The sequence below is a fragment of the Kitasatospora sp. NPDC053308 genome (genome assembly GCF_055585785.1).
On the sequence record NZ_JBVJJY010000015.1, the window covers coordinates 147189 to 172161 of the forward strand.

Annotated in this window: 22 protein-coding genes and 1 pseudogene; 10 read left to right on the forward strand and 13 right to left on the reverse strand. The window is 72.9% G+C overall.

The window, feature by feature from the left end:
- Positions 1-69: 69 nt before the first annotated feature.
- Both ACZ6Y7_RS28245 and ACZ6Y7_RS28250 read right to left on the reverse strand, forming a co-directional pair.
- Positions 70-336, reverse strand: coding sequence for a metal-sensitive transcriptional regulator (locus ACZ6Y7_RS28245; RefSeq protein WP_030245376.1), 267 nt, complete (start codon positions 334-336; stop codon positions 70-72).
- 324 nt (positions 337-660) lie between these two features.
- A complete protein-coding gene (locus ACZ6Y7_RS28250) occupies positions 661-1023 on the reverse strand; it encodes a winged helix-turn-helix transcriptional regulator (protein WP_465760755.1) in 363 nt (120 codons plus the stop codon).
- Between the two features lie 165 nt (positions 1024-1188).
- On the opposite strand from ACZ6Y7_RS28250, the gene ACZ6Y7_RS28255 reads away from it, so the two are divergent.
- Together ACZ6Y7_RS28255 and ACZ6Y7_RS28260 are read left to right on the forward strand one after the other, a co-directional pair.
- Positions 1189-2133, forward strand: a complete 945-nt coding sequence (locus tag ACZ6Y7_RS28255; RefSeq protein ID WP_465760756.1) for a glycine betaine ABC transporter substrate-binding protein — start codon at positions 1189-1191, stop codon at positions 2131-2133.
- Between the two features lie 124 nt (positions 2134-2257).
- Complete coding sequence (locus tag ACZ6Y7_RS28260) at positions 2258-2476, forward strand: hypothetical protein (RefSeq protein WP_465760757.1); 219 nt, start codon at positions 2258-2260, stop codon at positions 2474-2476.
- Between the two features lie 454 nt (positions 2477-2930).
- Here ACZ6Y7_RS28260 and ACZ6Y7_RS28265 read toward each other — a convergent pair.
- Both ACZ6Y7_RS28265 and ACZ6Y7_RS28270 read right to left on the reverse strand, forming a co-directional pair.
- A pseudogene (locus ACZ6Y7_RS28265) lies at positions 2931-3221 on the reverse strand (beta-galactosidase small subunit-related protein); the annotation flags it as partial.
- A 109-nt stretch (positions 3222-3330) separates the two neighbouring features.
- Positions 3331-5562, reverse strand: coding sequence for an alpha-L-fucosidase (locus ACZ6Y7_RS28270; RefSeq protein ID WP_465760758.1), 2232 nt, complete (start codon positions 5560-5562; stop codon positions 3331-3333).
- A gap of 359 nt (positions 5563-5921) precedes the next feature.
- Here ACZ6Y7_RS28270 and ACZ6Y7_RS28275 point away from each other — a divergent pair, with 359 nt between their 5' ends.
- The 5 genes from ACZ6Y7_RS28275 to ACZ6Y7_RS28295 all read left to right on the forward strand — a co-directional run bounded on the left by ACZ6Y7_RS28275 (position 5922) and on the right by ACZ6Y7_RS28295 (position 11980).
- Positions 5922-6986, forward strand: a complete 1065-nt coding sequence (locus tag ACZ6Y7_RS28275; protein ID WP_465760759.1) for a sugar ABC transporter substrate-binding protein — start codon at positions 5922-5924, stop codon at positions 6984-6986.
- Positions 6987-7032: 46 nt separating this feature from the next.
- Positions 7033-8601: a sugar ABC transporter ATP-binding protein gene (locus tag ACZ6Y7_RS28280; RefSeq protein WP_465760760.1), complete on the forward strand. Its 1569-nt coding sequence runs from the start codon at positions 7033-7035 to the stop codon at positions 8599-8601.
- Entirely contained in the window at positions 8594-9631 is a 1038-nt protein-coding gene (locus tag ACZ6Y7_RS28285; RefSeq protein WP_465760761.1) for an ABC transporter permease, read from the forward strand. Before ACZ6Y7_RS28280 ends, ACZ6Y7_RS28285 begins: the two co-directional genes overlap by 8 nt.
- Positions 9632-9712: 81 nt before the next feature.
- Positions 9713-11026, forward strand: a complete 1314-nt coding sequence (locus ACZ6Y7_RS28290) for an enolase C-terminal domain-like protein (RefSeq protein ID WP_465760762.1) — start codon at positions 9713-9715, stop codon at positions 11024-11026.
- A gap of 246 nt (positions 11027-11272) precedes the next feature.
- A complete protein-coding gene (locus tag ACZ6Y7_RS28295; RefSeq protein WP_465760763.1) occupies positions 11273-11980 on the forward strand; it encodes a FadR/GntR family transcriptional regulator in 708 nt (235 codons plus the stop codon).
- A 54-nt stretch (positions 11981-12034) separates the two neighbouring features.
- Here ACZ6Y7_RS28295 and ACZ6Y7_RS28300 read toward each other — a convergent pair whose 3' ends face one another.
- Positions 12035-12817, reverse strand: a complete 783-nt coding sequence (locus tag ACZ6Y7_RS28300) for a helix-turn-helix transcriptional regulator (RefSeq protein ID WP_465760764.1) — start codon at positions 12815-12817, stop codon at positions 12035-12037.
- A 212-nt stretch (positions 12818-13029) separates the two neighbouring features.
- Between ACZ6Y7_RS28300 and ACZ6Y7_RS28305 the strand changes: the two genes are divergently transcribed.
- Both ACZ6Y7_RS28305 and ACZ6Y7_RS28310 read left to right on the forward strand, forming a co-directional pair.
- Positions 13030-13845 carry a phytanoyl-CoA dioxygenase family protein gene (locus tag ACZ6Y7_RS28305; protein ID WP_465760765.1) on the forward strand — a complete coding sequence of 272 codons (816 nt, stop codon included), beginning with the start codon at positions 13030-13032 and terminating at the stop codon, positions 13843-13845.
- Positions 13842-14132, forward strand: coding sequence for a hypothetical protein (locus tag ACZ6Y7_RS28310; RefSeq protein WP_465760766.1), 291 nt, complete (start codon positions 13842-13844; stop codon positions 14130-14132). Before ACZ6Y7_RS28305 ends, ACZ6Y7_RS28310 begins: the two co-directional genes overlap by 4 nt.
- Before the next feature lie 136 nt (positions 14133-14268).
- Here the strand turns inward: ACZ6Y7_RS28310 and ACZ6Y7_RS28315 are convergent, their stop codons facing one another.
- The 4 genes from ACZ6Y7_RS28315 to ACZ6Y7_RS28330 all read right to left on the reverse strand — a co-directional run bounded on the left by ACZ6Y7_RS28315 (position 14269) and on the right by ACZ6Y7_RS28330 (position 19503).
- Positions 14269-15822, reverse strand: a complete 1554-nt coding sequence (locus ACZ6Y7_RS28315) for an alpha-L-arabinofuranosidase B (RefSeq protein ID WP_465760767.1) — start codon at positions 15820-15822, stop codon at positions 14269-14271.
- Positions 15823-15910: 88 nt separating this feature from the next.
- On the reverse strand, positions 15911-17467 hold the full coding sequence (locus ACZ6Y7_RS28320) for an alpha-L-arabinofuranosidase B (protein WP_465760768.1): 1557 nt from the start codon (positions 17465-17467) through the stop codon (positions 15911-15913).
- A gap of 311 nt (positions 17468-17778) precedes the next feature.
- Positions 17779-18432, reverse strand: coding sequence for a pyridoxamine 5'-phosphate oxidase family protein (locus tag ACZ6Y7_RS28325; RefSeq protein WP_465760769.1), 654 nt, complete (start codon positions 18430-18432; stop codon positions 17779-17781).
- A gap of 27 nt (positions 18433-18459) precedes the next feature.
- Positions 18460-19503 carry a zinc-dependent alcohol dehydrogenase family protein gene (locus tag ACZ6Y7_RS28330; RefSeq protein ID WP_465760770.1) on the reverse strand — a complete coding sequence of 348 codons (1044 nt, stop codon included), beginning with the start codon at positions 19501-19503 and terminating at the stop codon, positions 18460-18462.
- A 194-nt stretch (positions 19504-19697) separates the two neighbouring features.
- Here ACZ6Y7_RS28330 and ACZ6Y7_RS28335 point away from each other — a divergent pair, with 194 nt between their 5' ends.
- Positions 19698-21425 (forward strand): sensor histidine kinase, encoded by a 1728-nt coding sequence (locus tag ACZ6Y7_RS28335; RefSeq protein WP_465760771.1) that lies wholly within the window; start codon positions 19698-19700, stop codon positions 21423-21425.
- Between the two features lie 3 nt (positions 21426-21428).
- Here the strand turns inward: ACZ6Y7_RS28335 and ACZ6Y7_RS28340 are convergent, their stop codons facing one another.
- The 4 genes from ACZ6Y7_RS28340 to ACZ6Y7_RS28355 form a co-directional block, all read right to left on the reverse strand.
- Positions 21429-22403 carry an Acg family FMN-binding oxidoreductase gene (locus ACZ6Y7_RS28340; protein WP_465760772.1) on the reverse strand — a complete coding sequence of 325 codons (975 nt, stop codon included), beginning with the start codon at positions 22401-22403 and terminating at the stop codon, positions 21429-21431.
- Positions 22404-22583: 180 nt separating this feature from the next.
- Positions 22584-23261, reverse strand: coding sequence for a response regulator (locus ACZ6Y7_RS28345; RefSeq protein ID WP_465760773.1), 678 nt, complete (start codon positions 23259-23261; stop codon positions 22584-22586).
- Positions 23262-23449: 188 nt separating this feature from the next.
- The gene (locus tag ACZ6Y7_RS28350) at positions 23450-24052 is read right to left on the reverse strand and encodes a CBS domain-containing protein (protein ID WP_465760774.1); all 603 of its coding nucleotides are present in this window, start codon (positions 24050-24052) and stop codon (positions 23450-23452) included.
- Positions 24053-24061: 9 nt separating this feature from the next.
- Positions 24062-24757, reverse strand: coding sequence for a CBS domain-containing protein (locus tag ACZ6Y7_RS28355; RefSeq protein ID WP_465760775.1), 696 nt, complete (start codon positions 24755-24757; stop codon positions 24062-24064).
- Positions 24758-24973: the final 216 nt, after the last annotated feature.

Genomic DNA, 24973 nt, shown 5'->3' on the forward strand with positions numbered 1-24973 from the left:
GCCCCGCCCGCGAGCGGGTCGAGGGGCTCGGCCCGCACTGCACGGCGCCGCCGACCGGCGGGCGCGAGGTCAGGCCAGGGCGAGGAAGAGCTTTTCGAGCTCGGCCTCGCTCATCGGCGGCGCGTCGCCGTCGGCGGTGGCCATGCACTGGCGCATACCGCTGGCCACGATCTTGAATCCGGCTCGATCGAGAGCGCGGGAGACCGCGGCCAACTGGGTCACGATGTCCTTGCAGTCGCGCCCGGCCTCGATCATCGCGATGACGCCGGCGAGCTGACCCTGCGCGCGGCGAAGGCGGTTGAGGACCGCGCCGACCGCGTCGTCGTCGACCTGCATGTGCGCACCTCCAGAGTTCGGTTCTCCTCCAGTGTACCCCGGGGGGTATATGTCGGACGGAGGCGGGCATCAGGGACCCTCCCGGCGGGGCCGGCCGTCCAGGCGTGTCGCCCGGCACCGCACCGCACCGCACCGCACCGCTGCCAGCCGTACGGCGCAGCCAGGGGCCCCGGGCCAGGTCCGCTCGGCAGAGGTCGGCGGACGGTGACGGCCGGACGTGGAAGCCGAGGAGCCGTGCGGCCGTGCAGGTCTCGACGAACAGCCCGGACCGGTGCGGAACCCGGCCGCCACCGGATGCGGTCGGAACGGCGCCGCAGGGAAACCTCAGGGAAAGCGGTCGATGTTCTGCTCGACCCAGGTGCGCAGGTGCGCCAAGGGGACGCAGGCGTCCGCCCCCAGGTCGGTGAGGCTGTACTCGACGCGAGGCGGGACTTCGGCGTGGACCTCGCGGCGGACCAGCCCGTGCTCCTCCAGCCGCCGCAGGGTCTGGGTCAGCATCTTGGGACTGATGCCCTGCAAGTGGGCGCGCAGCTCGCCGAATCGCCGCGGCCCGCTCTCGATCGCACCGAGAGCCAGCGCGCTCCACTTGTTGGCCAGCAGGTCGAGCATGTCGCGGCAGGGGCAGGCCGCGGCGTAGACGGACGCGGGGTCGACGCAGTCGCCGGCGCGGGACGCGGTGGTGGTCACGGGCCAATAGTACCCATCGGGTAGCAATGGTCCTTGCAGGTAACCACGGCCTCTCCCCTACCGTGCGTCGTGTCCGGCCCACCGATGCGGCCCGGAGGAACGGACCGCCGACGCCTCGGCCGTCCCACCACCGGTCAGCCGCGCCCCCTGGAAGGAGAGGTCGCCATGCCCGGCCGAACGCGGCTGCACCCCTTGACCGTCGGCACGATCGCCCTGTCGTTCCACCGGGGCACCGCGGCAGTCGTCCGCCGGCTCCTGGAAGCGTACGGACACCCGGTCACCGTGGTGGAGGCGCCCCACGAGGAGCTCTTCCGCCGTCAGGCCCGCGGCGAGATCGATGTCCTGGTGTCCGCCTGGCTGCCGTCGAGTCACGAGAAGTACCTGGCAGGACACCGCGACGAGGTCGCCGTCCTCACCCCGCATTACGAGCCGTACTGCGTCTGGGCGGTACCGCCCTACGTCTCCCCCGCCGAGGTCGCAGAGGTCGGCGACCTCGCCCGCCCCGACGTGGCCGAGCGGATGACCCGGGTGATCGACGGCATCAACCCCGGAGCCGGCATCAGCCGCTTCTCGGCCCGCATGGTGGTGGACTACGGCCTGGATCTGGCCGGCTACCGCTTCGTCCCGGGTGACGAGGCCGGGTTCGTCGCCCGGGTCGAACGCGGCCTCGCCCGGCGCGAGCGGTTCGTCATCCCGCTCTGGCGCCCCCAGTACCTCAACCGCCGCCACGCGCTGCGCCCGCTGGCGGAACCGAAGGGCCTGCTGGGCAGCGTCGACGCAGCCAGTCCGGTGGTCCGCCGTGCCGCGCTCGACCGGATCCACCCGGAGGCGCTCGCCGGGCTCGCGGCATTCAAGCCGGGCAACGAGGGCGTGGAGGACCTGGACGTCCTGATCAACGTCGACGGCCTCACGCCGCTGCAAGCCGCCGACCGCTACCTCGCGGCCCACCCACACCTGCTTCCCCAGGCCGCACGACTGATGGACGCCGGCAGCCCGACCACCACCGCCACCGAGGACCTCGGAACCAACAACGCCGCCAACCTCCGAGAGGCCCACCGCCTCCAGGAGTCCGGCACCGTCACCGGCAAGACCACGCTCACCGGCTTCTGACACGAAGTGCCACGCTCCCGGCTGCCCGGCCCGGCGACGCCACGTGGGGCGCGCTCGGGCCGGGCGCAGGCGGGGCCCCCGCAGCACACTACGAGGCACGCACGAAACGGAGTTGGAGGCACTGATGACCCGGCGCACCAGGCAGATCGACGCGCTGCTCGCGGCAGGATCGGGGACCGTGTCGGCCACCGCGGCCCGGATGCTGCTCAGCGGTGTCTACAGCAACCACGCCGACCAGTACGCGGTGCTGAAATGGCTCGACGTCCTCGTCCTCGCCGTCGGCATCGCGACAGCCGTGCTGGTGTACCGGACACTGCGGGACGGACACCAGCCCGGGGACTGACCTCCGCCGGAGCGCTGTTGGCGCGGCGCCGACCGCGGTCACCCGCCGTGTCCGGGCCGGCCCGTCCGACGTCACTCCTGTCACGCTGCTTCGTGAGAGGCGGCGCGACTGCGGATTGGGGCTCGCCTTCAGGGCCTCGCGCGCGGGGCGGGGCGGACGGCCGAGGAGGTCGCCGAGGGCACGCGCCGCTCGTCGAAGGGCTCGGCCGCATCGCCGCACCCCGCTGACCCCGGCCCGGTTCCGGTGTCAGAGCCGGTGGCCGGGCGTGAGGTGGAGGACGAAGTCCGCGGCGCCGAGTTCGAGGCGGTGCTGGGGCAGGACGCCCGGTCCACACGCGGCGCTCCCCAGGCCCTGGACGGCGTGGTCGGTGTGCAGGTGGACGAGGGGGCCGGGGGTCCTGCGGGCGCACGTACGGCGTCTGCGTCCGGTCGAGCGTGGTGCGGAACCGCCCGCCGCGGACCGCCTGCCGGGAGTCCGGGTACGCCTCGTCGGGGCCGGCGCCGAACCACTCGACCTGTGACCAGTGCGCGGGGAGCTGCCAGTCGAGGCCGATCCGGGCCAGGGAACGGGAGGAGTCGCGCCGGAGGAGTTCCCGGAGTTCTTCGGGGCAGGTCGGGGTCCACCGTGGTATCGGCGGAGGGGTCGGCGGAGGCCCCCTGCTCGGGCCAGTGGCCGAGCATCGGGCCGCAGTCGCGCCGAGGACACCTCCATGCGGGCCTGAATCTCCGGTTCTGTCAGCCTCCAGACATCCGGAGTCAGGATCCGGCGTCGGCGCTTCCCGCCCGAGGACCGCCGGGCCGGGCGGGTCCGTCCCCGAACGGCGCCCGGCCCGGCGGTGGCAGGCCGCGACCCGGCTACAGGGCCGTGAAGGTCCACAGCAGGTTGGAACTGCCGTTGTAGGTCCACTGCTTGGTGACGGAGCCCGAGGCGACGCTGCCGCCGCCGTCGAGGACCAGACCGGTGGTGCGGTTCTCGATCGAGTAGCCGTCACCGCTCCGCAGGGTGATCTTCCACTGCTGGTTGGTGCCGCCGTTCCACGGGGCCTGCCGGGCCGGGGAGCCGGCGGTGGTGGCGCCCCAGCCGTCGGCGACCATGCCGTTGGTGCGGTTGACCAGCTTGTAGAAGCCGCCGCCCACGTCGACCGCCTGCCACTGGAGGTTGCCGCTGCCGTCCCAGGTCCACTGCTTGAGGTTGGATCCGGAGGCGACGTTGCCGCCGCCGTCCAGGGCGAGGCCGTCGGTGACGTTGGTGAGCCGGAAGGACGTCGACGGGTTGAACTGGACCTTCAGCGAGGTGATCCGGTCGTTGGTGCCGGTGGCCCTGAGGTCGGGGTCGTCGGCCGTGAAGGTCCAGGCGGTACCGGTGAAGTCGTCCGCCGAGTAGCCGATGACCTGGTAGCCGGGGGACGTGCGGAGGGAGGAGATGGCGGCCGGTCCCACGCCGGCCGCGGTCAGGGCGGCCGCGGTGTACTCGCCCACGGTCAGCGCGGCGGAGGCGCCGGTGTAGCCGACGTCCTTGAAGACGACGGCGCCGGTGGGCGGCAGCACCGCCGGGATGGTGCCCGAGAAGGCGAGCTTCAGGACGTACGCGTGGGCGCCGTACGGGGCGGAGGCCGGCAGGGTGACCGTGAGGCCGGCCGCGCTCTGCACCGGTGCGGGCAGGTCGACGGTGGTTCCGGCGGCGGAGCCGAGCAGCTTCACCGAGGTCAGCGACGAGAGGTCGATCCGGTCCGAGCCGAGGGTCTTGATCGTGAGTGAACTGCCGGGCCAGCCCAGGACGGTGGCGTACAGCACGGTTCCGGCCTTGTCGCGGGTGAAGCGGATGTCCTGGGGAGTGCCGGCCGTCGGGGTGGTGAAGGAGCCACCGCCCATCTTCGTCGGGCCCTCGCCGTAGACCGTCCAGGCCCGGGTCGCGTAGATCGACTCGCCGAAGCGCCTCAGGTGGTCGCCGATGCCCAGCAGGACGTCCTTCTGCGCCTGGGGGATGGTGCCGTCGGCCATCGGCGCGATGTTCAGCAGGACGTTGCCGTTCTTGCTGACGCGGTCGATGAAGGAGTGCAGCATCTGCGGGATGCTGTAGTAGCCGATGCCCTGCGTGTAGCACCAGCTGCTGCTGGAGATGCTGTCGTCGGTCAGCCAGTAGGGCGTGGTGAGGTCCGCCGGGCCGCCCCGCTCGTAGTCGAAGACCTCGCCCTTGTCGTCGAAGCCGTCCTTGTAGGTGGCGACGACCTCGCGGCCCCAGGAGTCGGCCTGGTTGTAGTAGTAGGACAGGAAGTCGAGGCGCCTCGTCTCGTCGACCCCGGTCAGGTCGAAGTCCTGCCAGAGGATGTCCGGCCGGGCGCGGTCGACGACCTCCTTCAGCTTGTCGTACCAGAGCTGGTTCTCCTGCGCCCTGTCCAGCTGCCCGTAGAGCTTCTTGAGGCTCGGGTCCGACTGCGCGGGGGCGCTCTCGTAGTAGCCGTTGAAGTTGAACGCGTGGTGCATGGCGACCAGCAGCTTGAGGTTCTTGGCGCGGATCGCCGTGGCGAACAGCTGCAGCAGGTTCAGCCTCGGGCCCTTGGCGACCGAGTTCCACTCGTTGACCTGGCTGTCCCACATGGAGAAGCCGTCGTGGTGCTCGGCGACCGGTCCGGCGAACCTGGCGCCGGCGTCGACGAACAGCTGCGCCCACTCGTCGGGGTCGAAGTTCCCGCCCGCCGACTTCAGCTTCGGCGCGAACTGCACGGTGTTGCCCGCGAGGTCCTTCGCCCCGTTGATGAAGTTGTGGTACGGCCACGCCGACGGCTGACCGTAGGTCGCGATGTGGTGCCGGTTGGCCGCGCTGCCGTCCTTGTACATGTTCCGCGGGTACCACTCGCTCTCGTACGCGGGAACGCTGAAGGCCCCCCAGTGGAAGTAGATCCCGAACTTGGCGTCCTGGAACCACTCCGGAGCCGCCGGGTGCTGGTCGACCGAGGTCCAATCGGGGGTGTAGGTGCTCGGCGCCGCCCGGGCGACGCCGGCCGCGAGGCCACCGCCCGCGACGGCGGCCGCGGCCACGCCTGCGGCTGTGGAGAGGAACTGACGTCGGTTCAGTGAACTCGCCATGAGGACATCCCTGGACTGGCTGGACTGGGGGCGAAGGCGACAGGCCGGGCGAGGGGGAACGTCTGAGGCGTACACCCCTGGACCGCCGGAGGTTACGGACGAAGTTCGTCGATGTCACGCGCCGATGTCAACGGGCGTGCAGCAGATTGATGGGATTGATTTACTCCCGCCCATCGCAGCAGGACCGCCGGATCACCGTCAACAGGCCTATTTTTCAGCACTTTTGATCGACACCTAGACACACTCCCCGAGCGACGCCTATACATACATCCCATCTCTCTGATGCCGCGGCACCCGTCAGCTGCCGCCCGGCACGACTCTCTCTCCCGCTCAGGGACCACCAGCGCGAGGACGTACCGATGAGACTCAGGACCGCACTCCGCTCCACCGCCTCGGCCCTGTCCGCCCTGGCACTGCTCAGTGCCTGCGGCAGCGGCGCGGGCGGCTCGTCCGCGTCGGGCGGCGCGCCGCTGGTCGGCGTCGACTACCCGCGTTCGGACACCGACTTCTGGAACTCGTACATCCGGTACACGCCCGGGTACGCCGGCCGGCTCGGGCTGTCGCTGAAGACCACGAACTCGCAGAACGACGTCGCCAAACTGACCGCCAACGCCCAGACGTTCATCAGCCAGGGGGTGAAGGGGATCGCGATGGCGCCGCAGGACACCGCCGCCGTCGCGCCGACGCTGGCGCAGCTGGAGGCGAAGAGGATCCCGGTCGTCACCATCGACACCCGCCCCGACAGCGGCAAGGTGTTCATGGTCGTGCGGGCCGACAACCGCGCCTACGGCGAGAAGGCCTGCCGGTTCCTCGGCACGAAGCTGAAGGGCCAGGGCAAGGTCGTCATGCTGGAGGGCGGCCTGGACTCCATCAACGGCCGGGACCGCACCGAGGCGTTCAACGACTGCATGAAGGCGGACTACCCCGGCATCAAGGTGTTCGGCGAGGCCACCAACTGGGACGGCGCGGTCGCCGCACAGAAGCTCCAGACGGATCTGACCGCCAACCCGGACGTCAAGGGCGTCTACATGGAGTCCAGCTTCGCCCTGGCCGGCACGCTCCAGGTCCTCAAGCAGAAGGGCCTGCTGGTCGACCCGACGGACGAGAAGCACGTCTTCGTCGTGTCCAACGACGGCATCCCCGAGGAGCTCACGTCGATCGCGGCGGGCAGGATCGACGCCACCGTCTCCCAGCCGGCCGACCTGTACGCCCAGTACGCGCTGCAGTACCTGAAGGCCGCCATCGACGGGAAGACCTTCCAGCCCGGCAGGACCGACCACGACAGCACCATCGTCCAGGTCCGCCCCGGTCTGCTCGAGGACCAGCTCCCCGCTCCCCTGGTCACCCTCGACGGCGGCACCTACGGCGGTGTCCCCAGCGTCAAGAGCGACGACCCCTCCCTGTGGGGCAACAACCACGGCTGACGTGCCCGGTCAGGACCCAACGGATAACGATGGCAAGGCGGTTGAGATGAACGACGGGCAGCGAGCGGTCAGCCCCGCGCCCGCCCCGGCGGGCGGTGGACGGTCCCCGGCGGACCCACCCGTCGTCGAGGCGACGGGCATCGTCAAGCGATTCGGTCCGACGGTGGCCCTCGACGGCGCCCGGATCACCATCAGGGCCGGCGAGACCCACGCGCTCGTCGGCCGCAACGGGGCCGGAAAGTCGACACTCGTGTCGGTCCTCACCGGCCTGCAGGCCCCCGACGAGGGCACGGTCGCCTTCGGCGGCACCCCCGCGCCGCGGCCGGCCGACCGCGACGCCTGGCGGCAGCGGGTGGCGTGCGTCTACCAGAAGTCCACGATCATCCCCACCCTGACCGTCGCCGAGAACCTCTTCCTCAACCGCCACGACCGCGGGCGGGGCCGGCTCATCAGCTGGCAGGGCGTGCGCCGGCGGGCGAAGGACCTGCTGGCGACCTGGTCGGTGGACGTCGACCCGCAGACCCCGGCCGGCGATCTGTCCGTGGAGCAGCGGCAGTTCGTGGAGATCGCCCGGGCCCTGTCGTTCGGCGCCCGGTTCATCATCCTGGACGAGCCGACCGCCCAGCTCGACGGCGCGGCCATCACCCGCCTGTTCGACCGGATCCGCGACCTGCAGCGCCAGGGCGTGACCTTCCTGTTCATCAGCCACCATCTCCAGGAGGTCTACGACATCTGCGACATGGTGACGGTGTTCCGCGACGCCCGGCACGTCGTGACCGCGCCGGTCGCCGAACTCCCCCGCACCGAGCTGGTCGCGGCGATGACCGGCGAGCCGGCGGGCGACGACCGGCCGCGGGCGCGGGCCGGCAGCCTCGACCCCACCGCCGTGCCGGCCCTGTCCGTGCGCGCACTGGGCAGGGACGGCGCCTACCGTGACGTCACCTTCGAGGTGGGCGCCGGGGAGATCGTCGGACTCGCGGGCGCCGCCGGCAGCGGTCGCACCGCGGTCGCCGAAACCGTCGTGGGGCTGCGGGCGGCCCAGGCGGGGGACCTGGCGATCGCCGGCCGGCGGCCCCGGCCCGGCAGCGTTCCCGCCGCGCTCGCCGCGGGCGCCGGGTTCGTCCCGCAGGACCGGCACCACCAGGGATTCGTGCCCGACCTGTCGATCGCCGACAACGCCACGCTGTCCGTGCCCCACCGGCTGGGCCGGAACGGATTCCTCAGCCGTGCCCGGCGGGACCGGCTCGCCGGCGACATGATCGAGAAGCTGGCGATCAAGACGCCCGGCCCCGAGCTGCCCGTCTCCGCGCTGTCGGGCGGCAACCAGCAGAAGGTCGTCATGGCCCGGGCGCTGGCGGACGACCCCCGCCTGCTGGTGCTGATCAACCCGACCGCGGGGGTGGACGTGCGCTCCAAGGAGTTCCTCCTCGGCAAGGTCGAGGAGACGGCGCGGACCGGCACGGGCGTGCTCATCGCCTCCGACGAACTCGACGACCTCCGCCGGTGCGACCGGGTCCTGGTGATGTTCCAGGGCCGGGTGACCTCGGAGATGACCCGCGGCTGGCACGACCACGAGCTCGTGGCCGCGATGGAAGGAGTGGACCTCGATGCCTGACACCGTCCTCGCGGACCCGGCCACCGCCGCGGAACCCCGGCCCGCGCGCACCGCCCTGCTCGGCGGCCGGATCCCGCTGGCCCGGCTGCGCGACCTCGCCCTCGTCCCCGCGATCGTCGCCATCGCGATCGTCGGACAGATCGTCAACCCCGTCTTCCTGCAGGCCGACAACCTCGTCAACGTGCTGCAGACCATGTCCGAGATGGCCCTGCTGGTCCTCGCCCAGACGATGATCCTGATCGTCAAGAAGATGGACCTGTCCCTGGAGTCCACGATGGGCCTCGCACCCGGCGTCGCGGCCTGGCTGGTCGTCCCGGCCGGTGCGGGACACGGGCTCGGCCTGCTCCCCGGCGCCTGGGCCGTTCCGGTCACCCTGGCCGTCGGCGTCCTCGTCGGCGTGGTCAACTCGCTGCTGATCATCCGCTTCGGCCTCAACGGCTTCATCGTCACCCTCGGCATGCTCATCGTCCTGCGCGGCATCCTCACCGGCATCTCCGGCGGCCAGACCTTCTTCCAGCTGCCGGACTCGATGCTCTACCTCGGCACCGCCGAGTGGTTCGGCGTGCCCGCCTCCATCTGGACCTGCCTGGCCCTGTTCGCGATCGCGATCGTGGTGCTCGGCTGGACCGGCTTCGGCCGCTCCCTGTACGCCATCGGCGGCAACCTCGACGCCTCGAAGGCGGCCGGCATCCGCACCGAGCGGGTGCTGTGGACGGTGATCGTCAGCGGCAGCACACTCGCCGCCCTCGCCGGGCTGATGCTGTCCGGACGCCTGGCCTCGGTCGCCTCCGCCCAGGGCAACGGCTACATCTTCACCGTCTTCGCCGCCGCCGTCATCGGCGGGATCAGCCTCAACGGCGGCAAGGGCACGGTGTTCGGCGCGTTCTGCGGCATCCTGCTGCTCTTCATGATCCAGAACGTGCTCACCCTGGCCGGTGTCCCCGCCCAGTGGATCGGCGCCCTCAACGGCCTGATCATCCTGGTCGCCCTCGCCATCTCCCGCATCACCGGCGGCAAGGTCCAGGAGTGACCGGGGCGGCCGTCATCGGCCGCCCACCCGCCGTATCGCCCTCAGGGCCAAACCGCCTGCCGTTCCCAGGAGTTGCTGCCAATGCCGTCGTCCGCCGTCATCACCTCCCTGGACGTCCTGGACGTCCGCTTCCCCACCTCCGAGCACCTGGACGGCTCGGACGCGATGAACCCCGAGCCCGACTACTCCGCCGCCTACGCGGTGCTGCGCACCGACGCCGGCGACGGACTGGAGGGCCACGCCCTCGCCTTCACCACCGGACGCGGCAACGACGTGCAGGCCGCCGCCATCGCGGCCCTCGCCCCGTACGTCGTCGGCCGGTCCCTCGAGGAGGTCTGCGCCGACCTCGGAACCTTCGCCCGCACTCTCGTCCACGACCCCCAACTGCGCTGGCTCGGACCGGAGAAGGGCGCCATCCACATGGCCACCGGAGCCGTCGTCAACGCCGTCTGGGACCTCGCCGCCAAGCGAGCCGGCGAGCCCGTCTGGCGCTTCCTGGCCGCGATGTCCCCCGAGGAGCTGGTCGCCCAGGTCGACTTCCGGTGGCTCAGCGACGCCCTCACCCCCGACGAGGCGCTCGGGATCCTCCGTCGCGCCGAGCCCGGCCGCCAGGAGCGCATCGCCCGCCTGTCCGAGAGCGGCTACCCCGCCTACACCACCACCCCGGGCTGGCTCGGGTACTCCGACGAGAAACTGACCCGCCTCGCCCACGAGGCCGTCGCCGACGGCTTCACCCAGATCAAGCTGAAGGTCGGCGCGGACCTGGCGGACGACGTACGGCGCATGCGCGCCGCCCGCGCCGCGGTCGGCCCGCACGTCCGCATCGCCGTCGACGCCAACCAGCGCTGGGACGTGGCCCCCGCGATCGAGTGGATGCGGGCCCTCGCCCCCTACGACCCGTACTGGATCGAGGAGCCCACCTCCCCCGACGACATCCTCGGCCACGCCGCCGTCCGCGAGGCGCTGCGCCCCATCAAGGTCGCCACCGGCGAGCACGTCGCCAACCGGGTCGTCTTCAAGCAGCTGCTGCAGGCCGGCGCGGTGGACGTCGTGCAGATCGACGCGGCCCGGGTCGGCGGCGTCAACGAGAACCTCGCGATCCTGCTGCTGGCCGCGAAGTTCGGGGTGCCGGTCTGCCCGCACGCCGGCGGTGTGGGACTGTGCGAGATGGTCCAGCACCTGTCGATGTTCGACTACGTGGCCGTCTCCGGCACCACCGAGGACCGGGTCATCGAGTACGTCGACCACCTGCACGAACACTTCGTCGACCCGGTCCGCGTCTCCGGCGGCCGCTATCTCGCGCCGACCCGGCCCGGGCTCAGCGCACAGATGCACCCGGGGTCGCTCAAGGAGTACAGCTACCCCGACGGCCCGGTCTGGACGGCCCGTCACTGACGCCCGGGCCCCCGTCGACGCGCACCACCGCGCGGGCGCCCAGGCCTCCCCGGCAGCGGGCGCCCTCCGGCCCGAGCCTCCCAGTATCATCGTCGTCACCCTCGGCGTACGGACCGCGGAGCGGGTCGGAGGGGACGTGGACCCGGTTTGCCCGCCCGTCCCCGAGGCCCTCCGGGACGTTCTCCGCCCCGAGGTACCCATCAGGTCGGACGTGCCTGTCGCGAACAGGCCCGGAAGGAGTGCGCGGTGTCTCTGACGGACAAGGCCATCGCGCAGATCCGGGAGCTGATCCGCAGCGGAGCGCTGCCACCGGGTTCGAAGCTCCCGCCGGAGCCCGAGCTGGCCGCCCAGCTCGGCCTCTCCCGCAACCTGGCCCGGGAGGCGGTGAAGGCGCTGGCCGTCGCCCGGGTCCTGGAAGTCCGGCGGGGCGACGGCACCTACGTGACCAGCCTGCAGCCGAGCCTGCTCCTGGAGGGGCTCGGCGGCGCGGTGGAGCTGCTGCAGGGCGACTCCGGCGCGGTGCAGGACCTCCTGGAGGTCCGGCGGCTCCTGGAACCGGTCGCCACCGCGCTGGCCGCCACCCGGATCTCCGACGAGCAACTGGCCGAGGTGGGACGGCACCTGGACGCCATGCGCGACGCCCGTGACGACGTGGAGCGGCTCAACGCCCACGATGCCGCGTTCCACCGCGCCGTCATCGCGGCCACGGGCAACGAGACCCTGGTCACGGTCCTGGAGGGCATCTCCGGGCGCACGCTGCGCGCCCGCACCTGGCGCGGCCTGGTCGACGCCCAGGCCGCCGGCCGGACGATCGCCGAGCACGAGGCGATCTTCCGGGCGCTGTCGATCCGCGACGCCTCGCTCAGCCAGGCCGCCGCGTTGATGCACGTCAGCAGCACCGCACTGTGGCTGAGGGAGCACCTGCCGGCGGCAGAGGCCCTCCCGTGGACCTGACGGCCGAAGGACGGGAGGCGCACCGCCGCCGCCGGCGGGCCGAGCGGACAGGGCCTACGGGACGGGACCGGCGGCCCGGATGCCGCGCGGGGACGCCCCGAGTTCCCGACGGCAGGCCTTGTTGAACGCCTGCAGGTCGGGAATGCCGACCGCGGCGGCGACGGCGGGGATGGAGAGCGTGGTGGCGCGCAGGAAGTGCCGCGCCCGTTCCATCCGCCGGGCCCGGATGTAGCCGACCACCGTCTGCCCCGTGGCCGCCCGGAACAGCCGGGTCAGGTGGTTGTGGGAGACGCCGACCGCCCTCGCGATCTCCGGCACCGTCAGGGGCTCCGTCAACCGCGCCTCGACCAGTTCCACGGCGGCCGCCACGGCGGGGTGGACCGCCCGCGCGCTCCGCCCCCGGGGCGGGGTGAGCCCGGCGACCCGCCACAGGGCACCCCACACCTCTGCGACCGCCCGCGCCGGGGTGTGCGGCCAGGCGGCCAGCGCCTGCTGCAACTGCACGGTGAGCAGGCCCAGTTCCGGGCCGGCCGGCTGGATCACCGGGATCCTCGTGGCCGGGCCCCCGGTGCCCAGGCGGAGGTGGACGTAGAGGTGTTCGGAGCGGCCCCGGTAGCGGTAGCGGACTTCCGTCCCGGGCGGTACGAGGCTGACCCGGCCGGGGCGGACCGCGTGCTGGGCACCGTCGACCGTCAAGTCGGCCTCGTAGCCGTACAGGTGGAGCTGCCACAGGTCCGGCAGCGAGAACACGTCCACGTGGCCGGCCGGGCCGTGCACGCCGATGCCGACGGCGGCGAGGTGCGGAGGCTCGTCGAGACGGGCGGTGACCGTGTCCATGGCCCCGTGTTCTACCACGGCGTCCGCGGCCCGATCCAGGGTCGTGAACCCCGGTCCACCGTACGGCGGGGGCACGTCCGAGCCACGTCCGAGCCACGGCCGGGCCATGGTCGGGCCATGGTCGGGCCATGGTCGAGCGCGGTGAGAATGGACCACCACTGGGTGAACGCGACCCACCCGGCGGGGCCGTGGGCACGCCTAGCGTGGCCGCCATGGAGAACAGGACGGAACTGCTCAGCTCAGTGCAGATGGCGCGCTTCGTCGCGCGCGGATCGCTGCGGCTGGACGCGGTGGTCCCGGCGGAGCTGAACGCCGAGGGCCTGAAGGTGCTGGCCGACGGCGTTCCGCCGGTGCCGTACGGGACGCCGCTGTCGGTGGCCTACCCCGAAGGCTCGTTCGTCCGCCGGCTGCTCGAACTGCCGCGGGTCGCCGGGGCGTTGCGCAGCCTGGTGGGCCCCGAGCCCTGGGTGGACCACCACTTCGTGCACACCCGCGAGCCGCACGGCGGCAACGCCCAGGCGTTGCACGGGGATGCCATCATCGATGTCCGGCCGGACGCCTTCGACGTGCAGCTGATGTACTACCCGCAGGCGGTGACGCTGGAGATGGGCGGAACCCTGAGCGTGCCGGGGAGCCATCTGCGCCGGACCAACGAGACGGACACCGGCCGCTACCAGAACCTGCGCGGCCAGGACCGGCTGGTCTGCCCGGCCGGGACCGTGGTGTTTCTGCACCACGGCCTCTGGCACAGCGGCCGGCGCAACGACAGCGACACGCTGCGCTACATGTTCAAGATCCGCTTCAACCCGACGGTTCGTCAACAACGGCTGTGGGACACCTCGGACCTCCACGATCCCCGGGTGGACGCGGAGTTGGACACGATGTTCCCGTGGTACGAGGGGGCGACCGGCCGGCTGGAGCGGTACAACCGCATCCTGCTGTGGCGGGCGCTGACCGGCGACGACGGCTACGACCTGGACCACTGGGTGACCAGGGTCTCCAACCGGCCCCAGAGGGAGGCGACATGACGACCGCATCGGCCCGCCAGCAGGTCCTGGTGCTCTACCTCTCCGACTCCGCGCTGGACTCCCACGTCGTCGGCTGGGCGAGGTACGACGGCACCGGCCGCACCTCGCCCACCACCGGCGACAGCGACGAGCCGCCGTACGAGACGGGGGTCGCGGCCCTCCGGGACGGCTGGCGGCTGTTCCAGGCCGCTCAGCTGATCCCGCCGTACCCCGGTCACGAGTACGACGTCTCCTTCCTCAAGCACGAGTTCTTCTTCGAGCGGATCGTCGACGCGTCGGCGCCCTGACGCGCCCGGGGTCCTCGAAGCGGTCCGTAGCGGTCCGCAGCGGCCGGAAGTGGTCCGTACCGGTCGGCGCGAGCCGGGCCCGCCACCGCCGGTGAAGCGGTGGCGGGCCGGTGCGCGGTGGTGCCGCGCCGGTCGCTCAGCCCCAGGGCTGGGAGACCAGCCAGCTGGTGTCGGCGGCCCAGCTGGTGCCGCTGTCCCAGCTGTTGGAGCCGCCGTTGCTCGCGATGTAGGCCGTGTAGTCGTAGTGCCGGAGGTACTTCGTCGGGAAGTTGACGGACTGGAAGGAGGTGCCGACTCCGCTGTTGCCCGCGGTGGGGCAGAAGGTGGCGTCCTGGGCGAAGGCGCCGTTGCCGTCGTCGACGTTCAGGTAGAGCTCGTAGTTGTAGTGGCGCAGGAACTGTCCGGGCCGGTCGGCGGACTCGAAGGAGACGCAGGAGGCGTTGGCGAGGCCGGCGCGGACGATCCAGGTGGCGTCGGCCTTGTCGGTGGCGGAGCTGGAGGAGTCCGTGCCGGAGATGACGACCTTGGTGTCGGCGTCGTCGTGGCGGAGGTAGTGCGAGGTGCAGCAGGGCGCGGTGGTGGCCCGCAGGGAGATCCGGGAGCCGGGGGACAGCGTGCCGGTGCCGGTCGAGCCGCTGCTGTAGCCGGCCGCGGTGATGTTGGCCTGGACCGCGTTCTCGGTGGCGTCCGACGGGTAGCCCTGGGTCATGACCCCTTCGTAGAAGGTGCCCTGCGCCCACTTGCTGTTGTCGCCGCCGATGCCGAGGATGATCGCACCCTCCTTGTGCATCGGGTTGTAGCCGCCGGCGGTGGGGCGCACGCCGCTGTAGAAGGTGGACAGGCCGCCCGACTGGGCGTCGCCGCCGCGCAGGGCCCACTGGTTCGGGGCGCCCTTGAGCATGGCGGTCAGGAACCGGTTGTTGACGCTGGGGTCATTGGCGTTGAATCCGCGGTTGACCCCGGAGAACAGGCCGTTCTCCAGGTCGGCCATCACCCAGGGGCCGTTGCCGCTGCCCGAGCCCCAGCTCTTGTTGTCACCGAAGTAGAGGGCCTCCATGTGGCCGTTGCCGGTGTCCAGGCTGTTGGTCTCGGCGTTGCCGTAGTCGAAGCAGCAGCCTCCGTTGAAGTGCGTGCCGTCGAAGATGGCGTACATGCCCTCGGGCTGGTCGCCGGTGGCGATGCCGTTGGTGGTGTTGTTGCGGTAGCCCGTCCCGGGGGCGACGTAGACGCCGTACGCCTTGTGGCCGGCGACGGTGACCGGCGCCTCGAAGGCGTTGGCGAGGTTGTCCGGCCCGCCGGCCGCGCCGCCGGCGGGCGCCTGGGTGAGGTGGTTGCCCTTGCCGGACTGGTCGTAGAGGACGGTGATGACGCAGCTGGTGCCGGCGCAGAAGGAGTCCTGGGCGGCGGCGTTGGCGTACCCGCCGGTGCTGAGCGGGCCGATGTCCCTGGTCGCGTTGTCGGAGGCGCGCCTGATCTGGTACAGCGGGCCGTTGTACGCCCCGTAGAGGGCCCGGGTGGTGCTGTGCGCCGCCACGCACGGCGTGCCGCCGGCGAGGTAGATGTCGCACGGGCCCTGGGTGGCCGCCTGCGAGGTACCGGCCGTGGCGGTGAGCAGGCCGGCGGAGAGCACGGCGGTCGCACCGACCGACAGGAGGGCCCGCCAGGCACGGCGGATCGACGGTTTGGTCATGGAGAACTCCTTCACAGGGTGGGGTGTGAGGTGTGGTCCGGTTCGGCTCGTCCGTCGTCGCCGCCGGACCGGGCTCGGGCTGCGGCCGTCAGCTCCAGGGGGCGGCCGCGAGCCAGCTGGTGTCCTGGGCCCATGACGACGGGCTGTCCCAGGCGTCGGTGCCGCCGTCGCTCGCGAGGTAGCCGGTGAAGCGGTAGTGGCGGACGTACTTGGAGGGGAAGTTGAAGGACTTGAGCGAGTAGCCGGTCCCGCTGTTCCCGGGCTGCGGGCAGAAGGTGGCGTCGGCGGCGAACTGGCTGGTCCCGGCGTCGGGCTGGAGGTGGAGCTGGAACGCGTAGTGCCTGAGGTAGCTGCCGGGGGTGTCGGCCGACTCGAAGGAGACGCAGCCGCTGTCCGCCAGGCCGGCCCGGACGATCCAGGTCGCGCGGCCCTTGTCGGTGGCGGAACTGCCCGCGGTCACCGGCGCGATCACCACCCCGTCGTCGCCCGTGTCGTGCCGCAGGTAGTCGCCGGTGCAGCAGGCGGTGGTGGCCTGCAGCGACACCTTCGCACCGGGGGTGAACGGGGTGCTGGTGTCGGTGCGGTAGCCGGCCGCCGCGACGTTGGCCTGGACCGCGGCGTCGGTGGCGTCCGAGGGGTAGCCTCTGACCATGGCGCCCTCGTAGAAGGTGCCCGCGCTCGCGTTGCGGTTGGTCTGGCAGCAGTCGCCGCCGCTGCCGAGGATGACGGCACCCTGCTTGTGCATCGGGCTCCACCCGGTGGGCAGTGGGCCGCTGTAGAGCTGGGTCAGTCCCCCGGCCCGGGCGTCGGCGCCCTTGAGCGCCATCCGGGTGGTGCCGTCGTTCTTGAGCATCGCGGTGACGAAGCGGCTGGTCTGCGAGACCTGGTCGGGGTTCCATGACCTGCTGCCGCCGGGGAACAGGCCGTTCTCCAGGTCCGCCTGCACCCACGGCCCGGTTCCGGTGCAGCCGCCGAACCAGCACTCCGTGCCGAAGTTGATCGCGTCCATGGCGCCGTTGCCGTCGGCCTTGTGGTCGATCTCCGTGTTGCCGTAGTCGAAGCAGCAGCCCTGGTTGACGTGCGTGCCGCTGGTGACCATGTACTCGCCCTCGGGCGCGCTGCCGGTCGGCACTCCCCCGGCGGCGTTGTGGGCGAAGTAGCTGTTGCCGGGGTTGATGAAGAGCGCGTACGCCTTGTGGCCGCCCACGCTCAGCGCCTCCGTGTTCGCGACGGCCGCCGTGTCGGCGCCGCCGGTCCCGCCGGGCCCCTGGTAGACCAGGGTGTTGCCGCCGCCGGTCTGGTCGTAGACGCGGGTGATGGTGCACGTGGTGGCCGCGCAGAAGGAGTCCTGCGCCGCGGCGTCGGCGACGCCGCCGGCGGACAGCACCCGGACGTCGCGCAGCGTGCCGTCCGAGGCCCGCTGCACCTGGTACAGCGGGCCGTCGTAGGCGGCGAACAGCGCGCGGGTGGTGCTGTGCGCCGCCGCGCACGGCGTGCCGCCCGCGGCGTAGACGTCGCACGGGCCCTGGGTGGCGGTCCCGGAGGCGGTGGCCGCACCGGTGAGCAGGCCGGCGACGAGCACCGCGGTCGTTCCCGCTGCCGACAGCGCCTGCCGGGCGCGGCGCAGCCACGATCGAGTGGTCATGGACGAACTCCTTCACGGGTGGAGGAAGGAAGGCGCCTGATTTCTGTTAGCGCTAACAATTCCGGCCGGAAGGGCGCGCGTGACGACGGCACGGACACCTCCCGTGCCGCAACGCGCATCACTATGGCCACCCGCCAGGACACCGTCAAGACATCGCGCAGCAACGCACACGACTTCGCCCCGGCCGGAGCCGGGGCGAAGCGGACGGGACCCAGCCGCCGGTGTCGCGTCGGCGGCGGAGGACGAAGGCGCCGCCGGCGACCGCCGGCGCGGCGCCCGAAGCACCGACGACCAGGGCGGTCGACGGGCCCTCAGCCCGACTCGACGGAGCGGCCGGTGACGTCGGCGGGGCGGACACGGACCCAGAGCGGTCGGTCGCCGCCGGCCCACGGCTCGGCCCCGGGTCGGGCGGCGAGGCGCCGTTCCTCGTCCGGGGTGTCGACGTGGTGGGCCTCGCCGAGCAGGAGGACGCTCCAGCCCCGGCGCCGGTGGTCGTCGGTGTGGTCCACCTCGAAGGAGACCGGAGAGCCTTGCCTCGGCGCCGCGGCGCCCCGGGGAGCCGTGCGGTAGGCGATCGTGCGGGCGTCCACCACGTAGTTCACCGGGAGGACGACGGGTGCCGAGGCGCCGGGCAGGCCGATCCGGCCGATGCCGTGGGAGCCGAGCAGCTCCCAGCACTCCGGCTCGGTGAGGCGGCGGAGCCGGGGGCGGGGATCGGCTTCGGCCGCTGCGGGCAGCGGGTCGGGGCGTCGGCCGGACAGGAGCTCCGGCCAGGCCATCCCGAGCACGGCGGTGATGCGGACGAACCCCGGCGGGTCGAACTCCGGCCCCGCCTGCAGGAGTTGCCGCACGTAGGCGGGCGACATCGCGGCCCGGCGGGCGAGCGTCCCCTCGCTCATCCCCAACTGGTCGCAGCGCCGGAGGATCCGGCCGACGAGCTCGCCGGAAGCGGGTCTGCTGGTCATGGTGGTGTCTCCCGCGTACATGGTGGGTCACGTCCGGAAGAGCGCGACCTTGAGCGCACCGGTCTCGGCGGCATCGGTGAAGACGTCGTACGCCTCCTGCATCTCGCCGAGGCCGAAGCGGTGGGTGACCAGCCCGGCGACGTCGAGCCGGCCGACGGCCAGCATGTCGAGCAGCAGCGGGGTGCTGTTCGTGTCGACCAGGCCGGTGGTGATGGTGACGTCGCGGATCCAGAGGTCCTCCAGGTGGAGCACGGCGGGCTTGCCGTGCACGCCGACGTTGGCGACCCGGCCGCCGGGGCGCACCAGGCGGGTGCAGAGCTCGAAGGACTCGGGGACGCCGACCGCCTCGATCGCGACGTCCACGCCGAGCCCGTCCCGGCTCAGCTCCCGGACGGCCTCCGGGTCGGCCTCCGCGACGGTGAGGGTCGTGTCGGCGCCGAAGCGCTTGGCGGCGTCGAGGCGGCTCTGGGCGAGGTCGATCGCGATGACGCGGGCGGGGCTGTACAGCCGGGCGGTGAGGATCGCGGCGAGCCCGATCGGTCCGGCGCCGACGATGGCGACGGTGTCGCCCGGGCCGAGGCGGCCGTTGCGGACGCCGACCTCGTAGGAGGTGGGCAGGATGTCCGCGAGCAGGAGGGCGTCCTCGTCGCGGACACCGTCGGGCAGCTTGTGGAGCGAGGTGTCCGCGAACGGGGTGCGGACGTACTCGGCCTGGCAGCCGTCGATCAGGTGGCCGAGGATCCAGCCGCCGCCTCCGGTGCACTGGCCGTAGGCCGCTGTGCGGCAGTAGGCGCAGCGGCCGCAGGCGGAGATGCAGGAGACCAGCACGCGGTCGCCGGCCGTGACGGTGCGCACGCCCGGTCCGGTCGCGGTGACGGTGCCGACGGCCTCGTGGCCGAGGACCCGGCCTTCGGTGACCTCGGGGACGTCGCCCTTGAGGATGTGCAGGTCGGTGCCGCAGATCGTGACCGCGTCCACCCGGACGACGGCGTCCTCCGGGTCCCGGACGGCCGGGTCGGGGACGTCGCCCCAGGTGCGGCGGCCGGGTCCGTGGTAGGTGAGCGCTTTCATGGTGTCGTCGCTCCTCTCGGGCGGCGGATCCCGCGCGGTTCCGCTCTCCCCTCCAGCGTTCTCCACGGAGGTGCGCGCGGTCAGGGGCCGGTGGGGTGCGTCCCCTGGGCCGATGGGCCCCCTTCGCCCGACGAGCCGCCGTGGGCGCGCCTAGGCTGGTCAGTGGACATCGGGGGTCGGCCGGGGAGGTTCCCTTGGACAACAGCTCGGGCGGCGGCGCGTCGGAGGCCGGCACCCCGGTGCCGAAGCTGCGCCTGGACGAGCTCCTGGAGGAGCTCCAGGCCCGGTTGGACGCCGCCCGCGGCACCCGGGACCGGGTGCACAGCCTGCTGGAGGCGGTGCTGGCGGTCGGGCGCGAACTGGAGCTTTCCCAGGCCCTGCAGCACATCGTGGAGGCGGCGGTCACCCTGGTGGACGCCGAGTACGGCGCCCTCGGGGTGATCGGCGAGGACCAGCGGTTGTCGCAGTTCATCCCGGTCGGGGTCACCGACGACCAGGTCAAGCTGATCGGCGACCTGCCGTCGGGGCACGGCATCCTCGGTGAGCTGATCCGCCGCCCGGAGCCGCTGCGGCTCAGCCGGATCTCCGACCATCCGGCCTCCTACGGCTTCCCGGACAACCATCCGCCGATGCGCAGCTTCCTGGGGGTGCCGATCCGGATCCGGGACAAGGTGTTCGGCAACCTCTACCTGACCGAGAAACGCGGCGGCGGCGACTTCGACGCCGAGGACGAGTCGGTGCTCGCCACCCTCGCCGTCGCCGCCGGCGTGGCCATCGACAACGCCCGGCTGTACGCCCGCGCCCGGCAGCGCCAGCGCTGGCTGGAGGCCAGTGCGGAGGTGACCAGCAGCCTGCTCTCCGGCAGCGCGGAGCAGGAGGTGCTGGACCTGCTGCTCGCCCGCGCCACCGAGATCGCCGGTGCGGACCTCGCCGTGGTGGCCGTACCGCTGCCCGAGACCGGCGAGCTGGAGGTGCGGATCGCCGTCGGCCTCGGCGAGCGGGAACACCGCGGCCTGGTGCTGCCGGTGGAGGGCTCGTTCATGGGTGCGGCCTTCCGCACCGGCGGGCTCGTGGTGAGTCCCGACGTTCAGCGGGATCCCCGGATCACGGCCGGTCCGCCGCGCTGGCAGGGCCTGGGCCCGGCGGTCGCGGTGCCCGTCGGGACCGCCGAGCGCGGGGTCCGGGGTGTCCTGCTGCTGGCCAGGGCGGCGGGCTCGCCCCTGTTCGAGGAGGAGGAGTCCGGGCCGCTGCTCGGTTTCGCCGGTCAGGCGGCGGTGGCCATGGAGCTCGCCGAGCGGCGCCGGGACTCCGAGCAGGTCGCGCTGCTGCGGGAGCGCGACCGGATCGCCCGCGATCTGCACGACCTGGCCATCCAACGGCTCTTCGCCACCGGGATGACGCTGCAGGGCGCGACCCGCTTCATCGAGCACCCCGAGGCCACCGACCGCGTCCTGCGGGCGATCGACGACCTGGACGAGACCGCCAGGACCATTCGCGCCACGATCTTCGGTCTGCGCGTGCGCGAGCGCGGCCCGGCGGCGACCGGCCTGCGCACCCGCGTGGTCGAGGTCGTGGAGCGCGCCGCCCGCTCGCTCGGCTTCGCCCCGGCCCTGCGGATGGCCGGCCTGCTCGACGTGGCCGTGCCCGCCGAGGTGGCGGACGCGGCCGTCGCGGTCCTGGAGGAAGCCCTGTCCAACGCCGCCCGCCACGCGGCGGCCGGCGCCGTGGAGGTCGCCGTGGCCGCCGACGAGGAGCTGACCGTGACGGTCACCGACGACGGAGTCGGCCTCCACGAGGGCGGCCGCCGCAGTGGCCTCGCCAACCTCGCCGACCGGGCCACCGCCCTGGGAGGCGTCTTCACCGCCCGCAACCGCTCCGAAGGCGGCACCGAACTGATGTGGCGGGTCCCGCTGCCCGGGTGACCGTCAGTCCGTCACCTCGCCGGGCGCCAGCCGGGGCGTCGGGGCGCCCTCGGGGCCGTAGCCGAGGCGGATCAGCATCTGGACGTGGCCCGGGCCGTGGTGCGGGTCGCGGGCCTCCCAGCGCAGGTAGGGCCACTCCATGGCCTGGTGCAGCAGGGAGGCGCGGACGCCGTGGACGGTGGCGGCGAGCAGGACGTGTTCCAGGGCGAGGCCGACGCGCAGCCAGTCCGCGGGGGTGTCGTGCTCGGTGGCGAGGACGGCGATGCGGGGCTCGTCCTCGAAGTGGGCGGGGGCCCGGTGCTCGGCGGCGTGGATGGCGGAGAAGTCGCGCATCGGCAGGTGGCCGGCCGCGTCCTGGGGGCCGAGCGCGCCGACCGGGATGCCGTACGGCGGTGCCTCGCCGGTGCGGATCCAGCTGCGGCTCTCGGTGCGCTGGGCCCGGTCGGTGGTATTGCGCCGTTCCGCCTCGGCGGTGAGGTGCAGCAGGCGGGCGGTCTCCTCGGGGTCGGGCAGGTGGAGCAGGGCGTCCTCGGAGTGGGCGGCGGCGGTCAGCTCGTCGAGGACGGCCGGCGGGACGGGCTCGGCGGTGAACGGCGCCCGGCTGGAGTGGCGGCGCCAGATCGCCGCGTAGAGCTTCTCGGTGCCCGGCACCGGTGCGGCGGCCGGGGTGTCGAGTTCGACGGCGGCCAACAGGTCGGGGTCGGCGGGGTCGGGCAGCAGGCGCACGTCGGGCGCCCAGCCGAGGTGGCGGGCGGCGATTCTCAGGTTCAGGAGGGCCGCGCCGACGGAGATGTGCAGCGCCCGGCCCTGCGGGTCGGCGGCCGGCACGGCGCGGCTGCGGTCGGCCCGGACCTCGACCGTCGAGGTCTCCGGCTGCAGCCGGAAGCGCCAGGGCTGGCTGTTGTGGATCGAGGGCGCGGCGACCGCCGCGGAGACGAGCGTCTCCAGCGCGACGGCGTCGAGGGCGAGGGTGGGCATGACCGCCTCCAGGGTGCGTCGTGACCGGAGACGGACGGGTCGCCGCCGCCGCGCGGGCCGTCCCGGCGGGTGATGGGTGCAGCGCCCGTCGGGTCGGTCCCACCTCCACCGTGCGGCCGTGGGCCGGCGCTCAGATTGGGCCGTTCGGCTCTACCTGCGGGCCCGTCCGGGCACGGCGGGTCAGCGCGGGCGCTGGTGGTGCTGCTGCTCGGGCTCGGCGTGGGCGGCGAGGACGGCGGCCTGGAGGCGTCGCTCGACGCCCAGCTTGGCGAGCAGGCGCGAGACGTGGTTCTTCACGGTCTTCTCGGCGAGGTAGAGCTCCTGGCCGATCTGGCGGTTCGTCTTGCCCTCGCCGACCAGCGCGAGGATCTCCCGCTCCCGCGGCGTGAGCCCGGCGAGGGCCTCGTCGGTCGCGCTCTCCTCGTGGTGGCGCAGGCTCTCCATCAGCTTGCGGGTGGTCGCCGGGTCGAGCATGGACTGGCCGGAGGCCACCGTACGGACGGCGCTGACCAGGTCGGCGCCCTTGACCTGCTTCAGGACGTAGCCGGCCGCCCCGGCCATGATCGCGTCGAGCAGGGCGTCGTCGTCGTCGAAGGAGGTCAGCATCAGGCAGACCAGCCCGGGCATCCGGTCGCGCAGCTCCCGGCAGACGGTCACGCCGTCGCCGTCCGGGAGCCGTACGTCGAGCACCGCGACGTCCGGGCGCAGCGCGGGCACCCGGGCCAGGGCCTGGGCGCAGCTGCCGGCCTCGCCGACCACCTCGATGTCCGCCTCGGCCTCCAGGAGGTCCCGGACGCCCCGGCGGACCACCTCGTGGTCATCGAGGAGGAACACCCGGACGGGCTGGGGCGTGTCCATGGCCTGCTCCCTGGGGTTCGCGCGAACGGTGGCACCACCGATCGGGCGGTGGCACCACCGATTCTGCGCGCCCGCGCCGAGCCGCGCACCGCGTCAGGCACGGTCCGCGTCAGCCGCGCGGCCGCCCGCGAGCCGACGACCGCGGCGACCGCGGCGGGAAGGAGCGGGGAGCGTGGCCGCCTCCCCGGTCAGGCCGGTGCGGCGAGCCGCAGTTCGACGCCGGCCACGCCGGGCACGGAGCGCACGAGCCGCTCCAGGAGGGGCGCGGGAACGGCGTCCGGGAGGTCTCCGGTCAGGGTGATCCGGCCGTCCTCGCAGCGGACGTCGGTGTCGACAGCGGCGCTCGGGCCGAGGGTGGCGGCCAGTTCGAAGCGGACCCGGTCGGCGAGTTCGCGGTCGTCGCCGAGGTAGACCTTGAGCAGGTCGCCGCGGCTGACGATGCCCACCAGGTAGTCCTCCTCGTCGACCACCGGGAGCCGCTTGAGGTGGCCTCGGGCCATCACCCGGGCGGCTTCGCCCAGGGGGCTGCCGGGATGCACGGTGACGGCCGGGACGGACATCATCCTCCCGGCCGTCAGGGCGTCGGCGCGTTCGCCGTCGCGGTCCCGGGCGGTGAGCAGGTCGGCCTCGGAGACGACGCCGATCACCCGGCCGTCGCCGGTCAGCACGGGGACGGCGCTGACCTGCCAGCGCTGCAGGGTTTCGGTGACCTCCCGGAAGTCCGCGTCGCGGCCCACGGCCACCACGGCGTGGGTCATGACGTCGGCGACGGTGCTCGGTGTGCTGCTCATCGTGGTCTCCTAGGACATCGCGCGGTAGGCGCGGGGGTGTTCCAGGGGCTGCTCGGTGTCGTCCTCGGTCCAGTCGAGGGTGGCGTGGACGGCGACCACGCCGTCCACGGCCCGGCAGAGCCGCTCGGTGATCGGGATCAGGCTCCGGCGCGGCAGCCGCCCGTCCAGCGTGACCACGCCGTCGTGCACGGCGACCCGGACGTCGCCGGGGGCGAGCCAGAGGGTCTGGCCGAGCACGTCGTGGTTGATCTCGTCGCGGATCGCCGCGTCGTGGCGCAGGAAGACCGCCAGCAGGTCCCGGCGGCTCACGATGCCGACCAGCCGGCCGACCTCGTCGATCACGGGTAGCCGCTTGACCTTGTGCTTGTCCATGACGCGCGCGGCCTCCGGCACCGACCAGCCGGGGCGGGCGGTGACGGCGGGGCTGGTCATCAGCCCGCCGGCGGTCTCGGCCTCGGCGCGGGCCCGGTCCTTGGCGTCCAGCCAGCGGCCCTGGTAGCGGCCCTCCGGGTCCGGCAGGACGGCCTCCTTGCGGAGCAGGTCGGCCTCGGACACCAGGCCGAGCGGACGGCCCTGGTCGTCGATCACCGGGATCGCGGTGATGTCGTTGCGGTGGAACAGCGCCGCGACCTCCTTGAACGGCGTGTCGGGCCGGGCGGTGACGACCTCGCGGGTCATCACGTCGTTGACGCTGCGGTGCTGCATCGTCCTCACTCCTCCTCGGGTAGTCCCGCCTTCACTGTCCGCCCGCCGGACCGCGCCGGACAGGGCCGTACGGTCCCCACCGGCAGGGCCGGTCCGGCCCAGGACGGCGCGGCCGCCCGGCGGGACGATGGAGGGCCCCACGGGAGCGGGCCATGACGACGGGCAGCCCGACGACCGGCGCCGGGCTGCCCCGGCGACCACCGAACGGCAGATCCC

Excerpts from the sequence above, each read along its gene's own strand:
- ACZ6Y7_RS28245 (WP_030245376.1), bottom strand. The coding sequence starts at position 336 with ATGCAGGTCGACGACGACGCGGTCGGCGCGGTCCTCAACCGCCTTCGC.
- ACZ6Y7_RS28255 (WP_465760756.1), top strand. The coding sequence starts at position 1,189 with ATGCCCGGCCGAACGCGGCTGCACCCCTTGACCGTCGGCACGATCGCC.
- ACZ6Y7_RS28260 (WP_465760757.1), top strand. The coding sequence starts at position 2,258 with ATGACCCGGCGCACCAGGCAGATCGACGCGCTGCTCGCGGCAGGATCG.
- ACZ6Y7_RS28270 (WP_465760758.1), bottom strand. The coding sequence starts at position 5,562 with ATGGCGAGTTCACTGAACCGACGTCAGTTCCTCTCCACAGCCGCAGGC.
- ACZ6Y7_RS28275 (WP_465760759.1), top strand. The coding sequence starts at position 5,922 with ATGAGACTCAGGACCGCACTCCGCTCCACCGCCTCGGCCCTGTCCGCC.
- ACZ6Y7_RS28280 (WP_465760760.1), top strand. The coding sequence starts at position 7,033 with ATGAACGACGGGCAGCGAGCGGTCAGCCCCGCGCCCGCCCCGGCGGGC.
- ACZ6Y7_RS28285 (WP_465760761.1), top strand. The coding sequence starts at position 8,594 with ATGCCTGACACCGTCCTCGCGGACCCGGCCACCGCCGCGGAACCCCGG.
- ACZ6Y7_RS28290 (WP_465760762.1), top strand. The coding sequence starts at position 9,713 with ATGCCGTCGTCCGCCGTCATCACCTCCCTGGACGTCCTGGACGTCCGC.
- ACZ6Y7_RS28300 (WP_465760764.1), bottom strand. The coding sequence starts at position 12,817 with ATGGACACGGTCACCGCCCGTCTCGACGAGCCTCCGCACCTCGCCGCC.
- ACZ6Y7_RS28305 (WP_465760765.1), top strand. The coding sequence starts at position 13,030 with ATGGAGAACAGGACGGAACTGCTCAGCTCAGTGCAGATGGCGCGCTTC.
- ACZ6Y7_RS28310 (WP_465760766.1), top strand. The coding sequence starts at position 13,842 with ATGACGACCGCATCGGCCCGCCAGCAGGTCCTGGTGCTCTACCTCTCC.
- ACZ6Y7_RS28315 (WP_465760767.1), bottom strand. The coding sequence starts at position 15,822 with ATGACCAAACCGTCGATCCGCCGTGCCTGGCGGGCCCTCCTGTCGGTC.
- ACZ6Y7_RS28320 (WP_465760768.1), bottom strand. The coding sequence starts at position 17,467 with ATGACCACTCGATCGTGGCTGCGCCGCGCCCGGCAGGCGCTGTCGGCA.
- ACZ6Y7_RS28325 (WP_465760769.1), bottom strand. The coding sequence starts at position 18,432 with ATGACCAGCAGACCCGCTTCCGGCGAGCTCGTCGGCCGGATCCTCCGG.
- ACZ6Y7_RS28330 (WP_465760770.1), bottom strand. The coding sequence starts at position 19,503 with ATGAAAGCGCTCACCTACCACGGACCCGGCCGCCGCACCTGGGGCGAC.
- ACZ6Y7_RS28340 (WP_465760772.1), bottom strand. The coding sequence starts at position 22,403 with ATGCCCACCCTCGCCCTCGACGCCGTCGCGCTGGAGACGCTCGTCTCC.
- ACZ6Y7_RS28345 (WP_465760773.1), bottom strand. The coding sequence starts at position 23,261 with ATGGACACGCCCCAGCCCGTCCGGGTGTTCCTCCTCGATGACCACGAG.
- ACZ6Y7_RS28350 (WP_465760774.1), bottom strand. The coding sequence starts at position 24,052 with ATGAGCAGCACACCGAGCACCGTCGCCGACGTCATGACCCACGCCGTG.
- ACZ6Y7_RS28355 (WP_465760775.1), bottom strand. The coding sequence starts at position 24,757 with ATGCAGCACCGCAGCGTCAACGACGTGATGACCCGCGAGGTCGTCACC.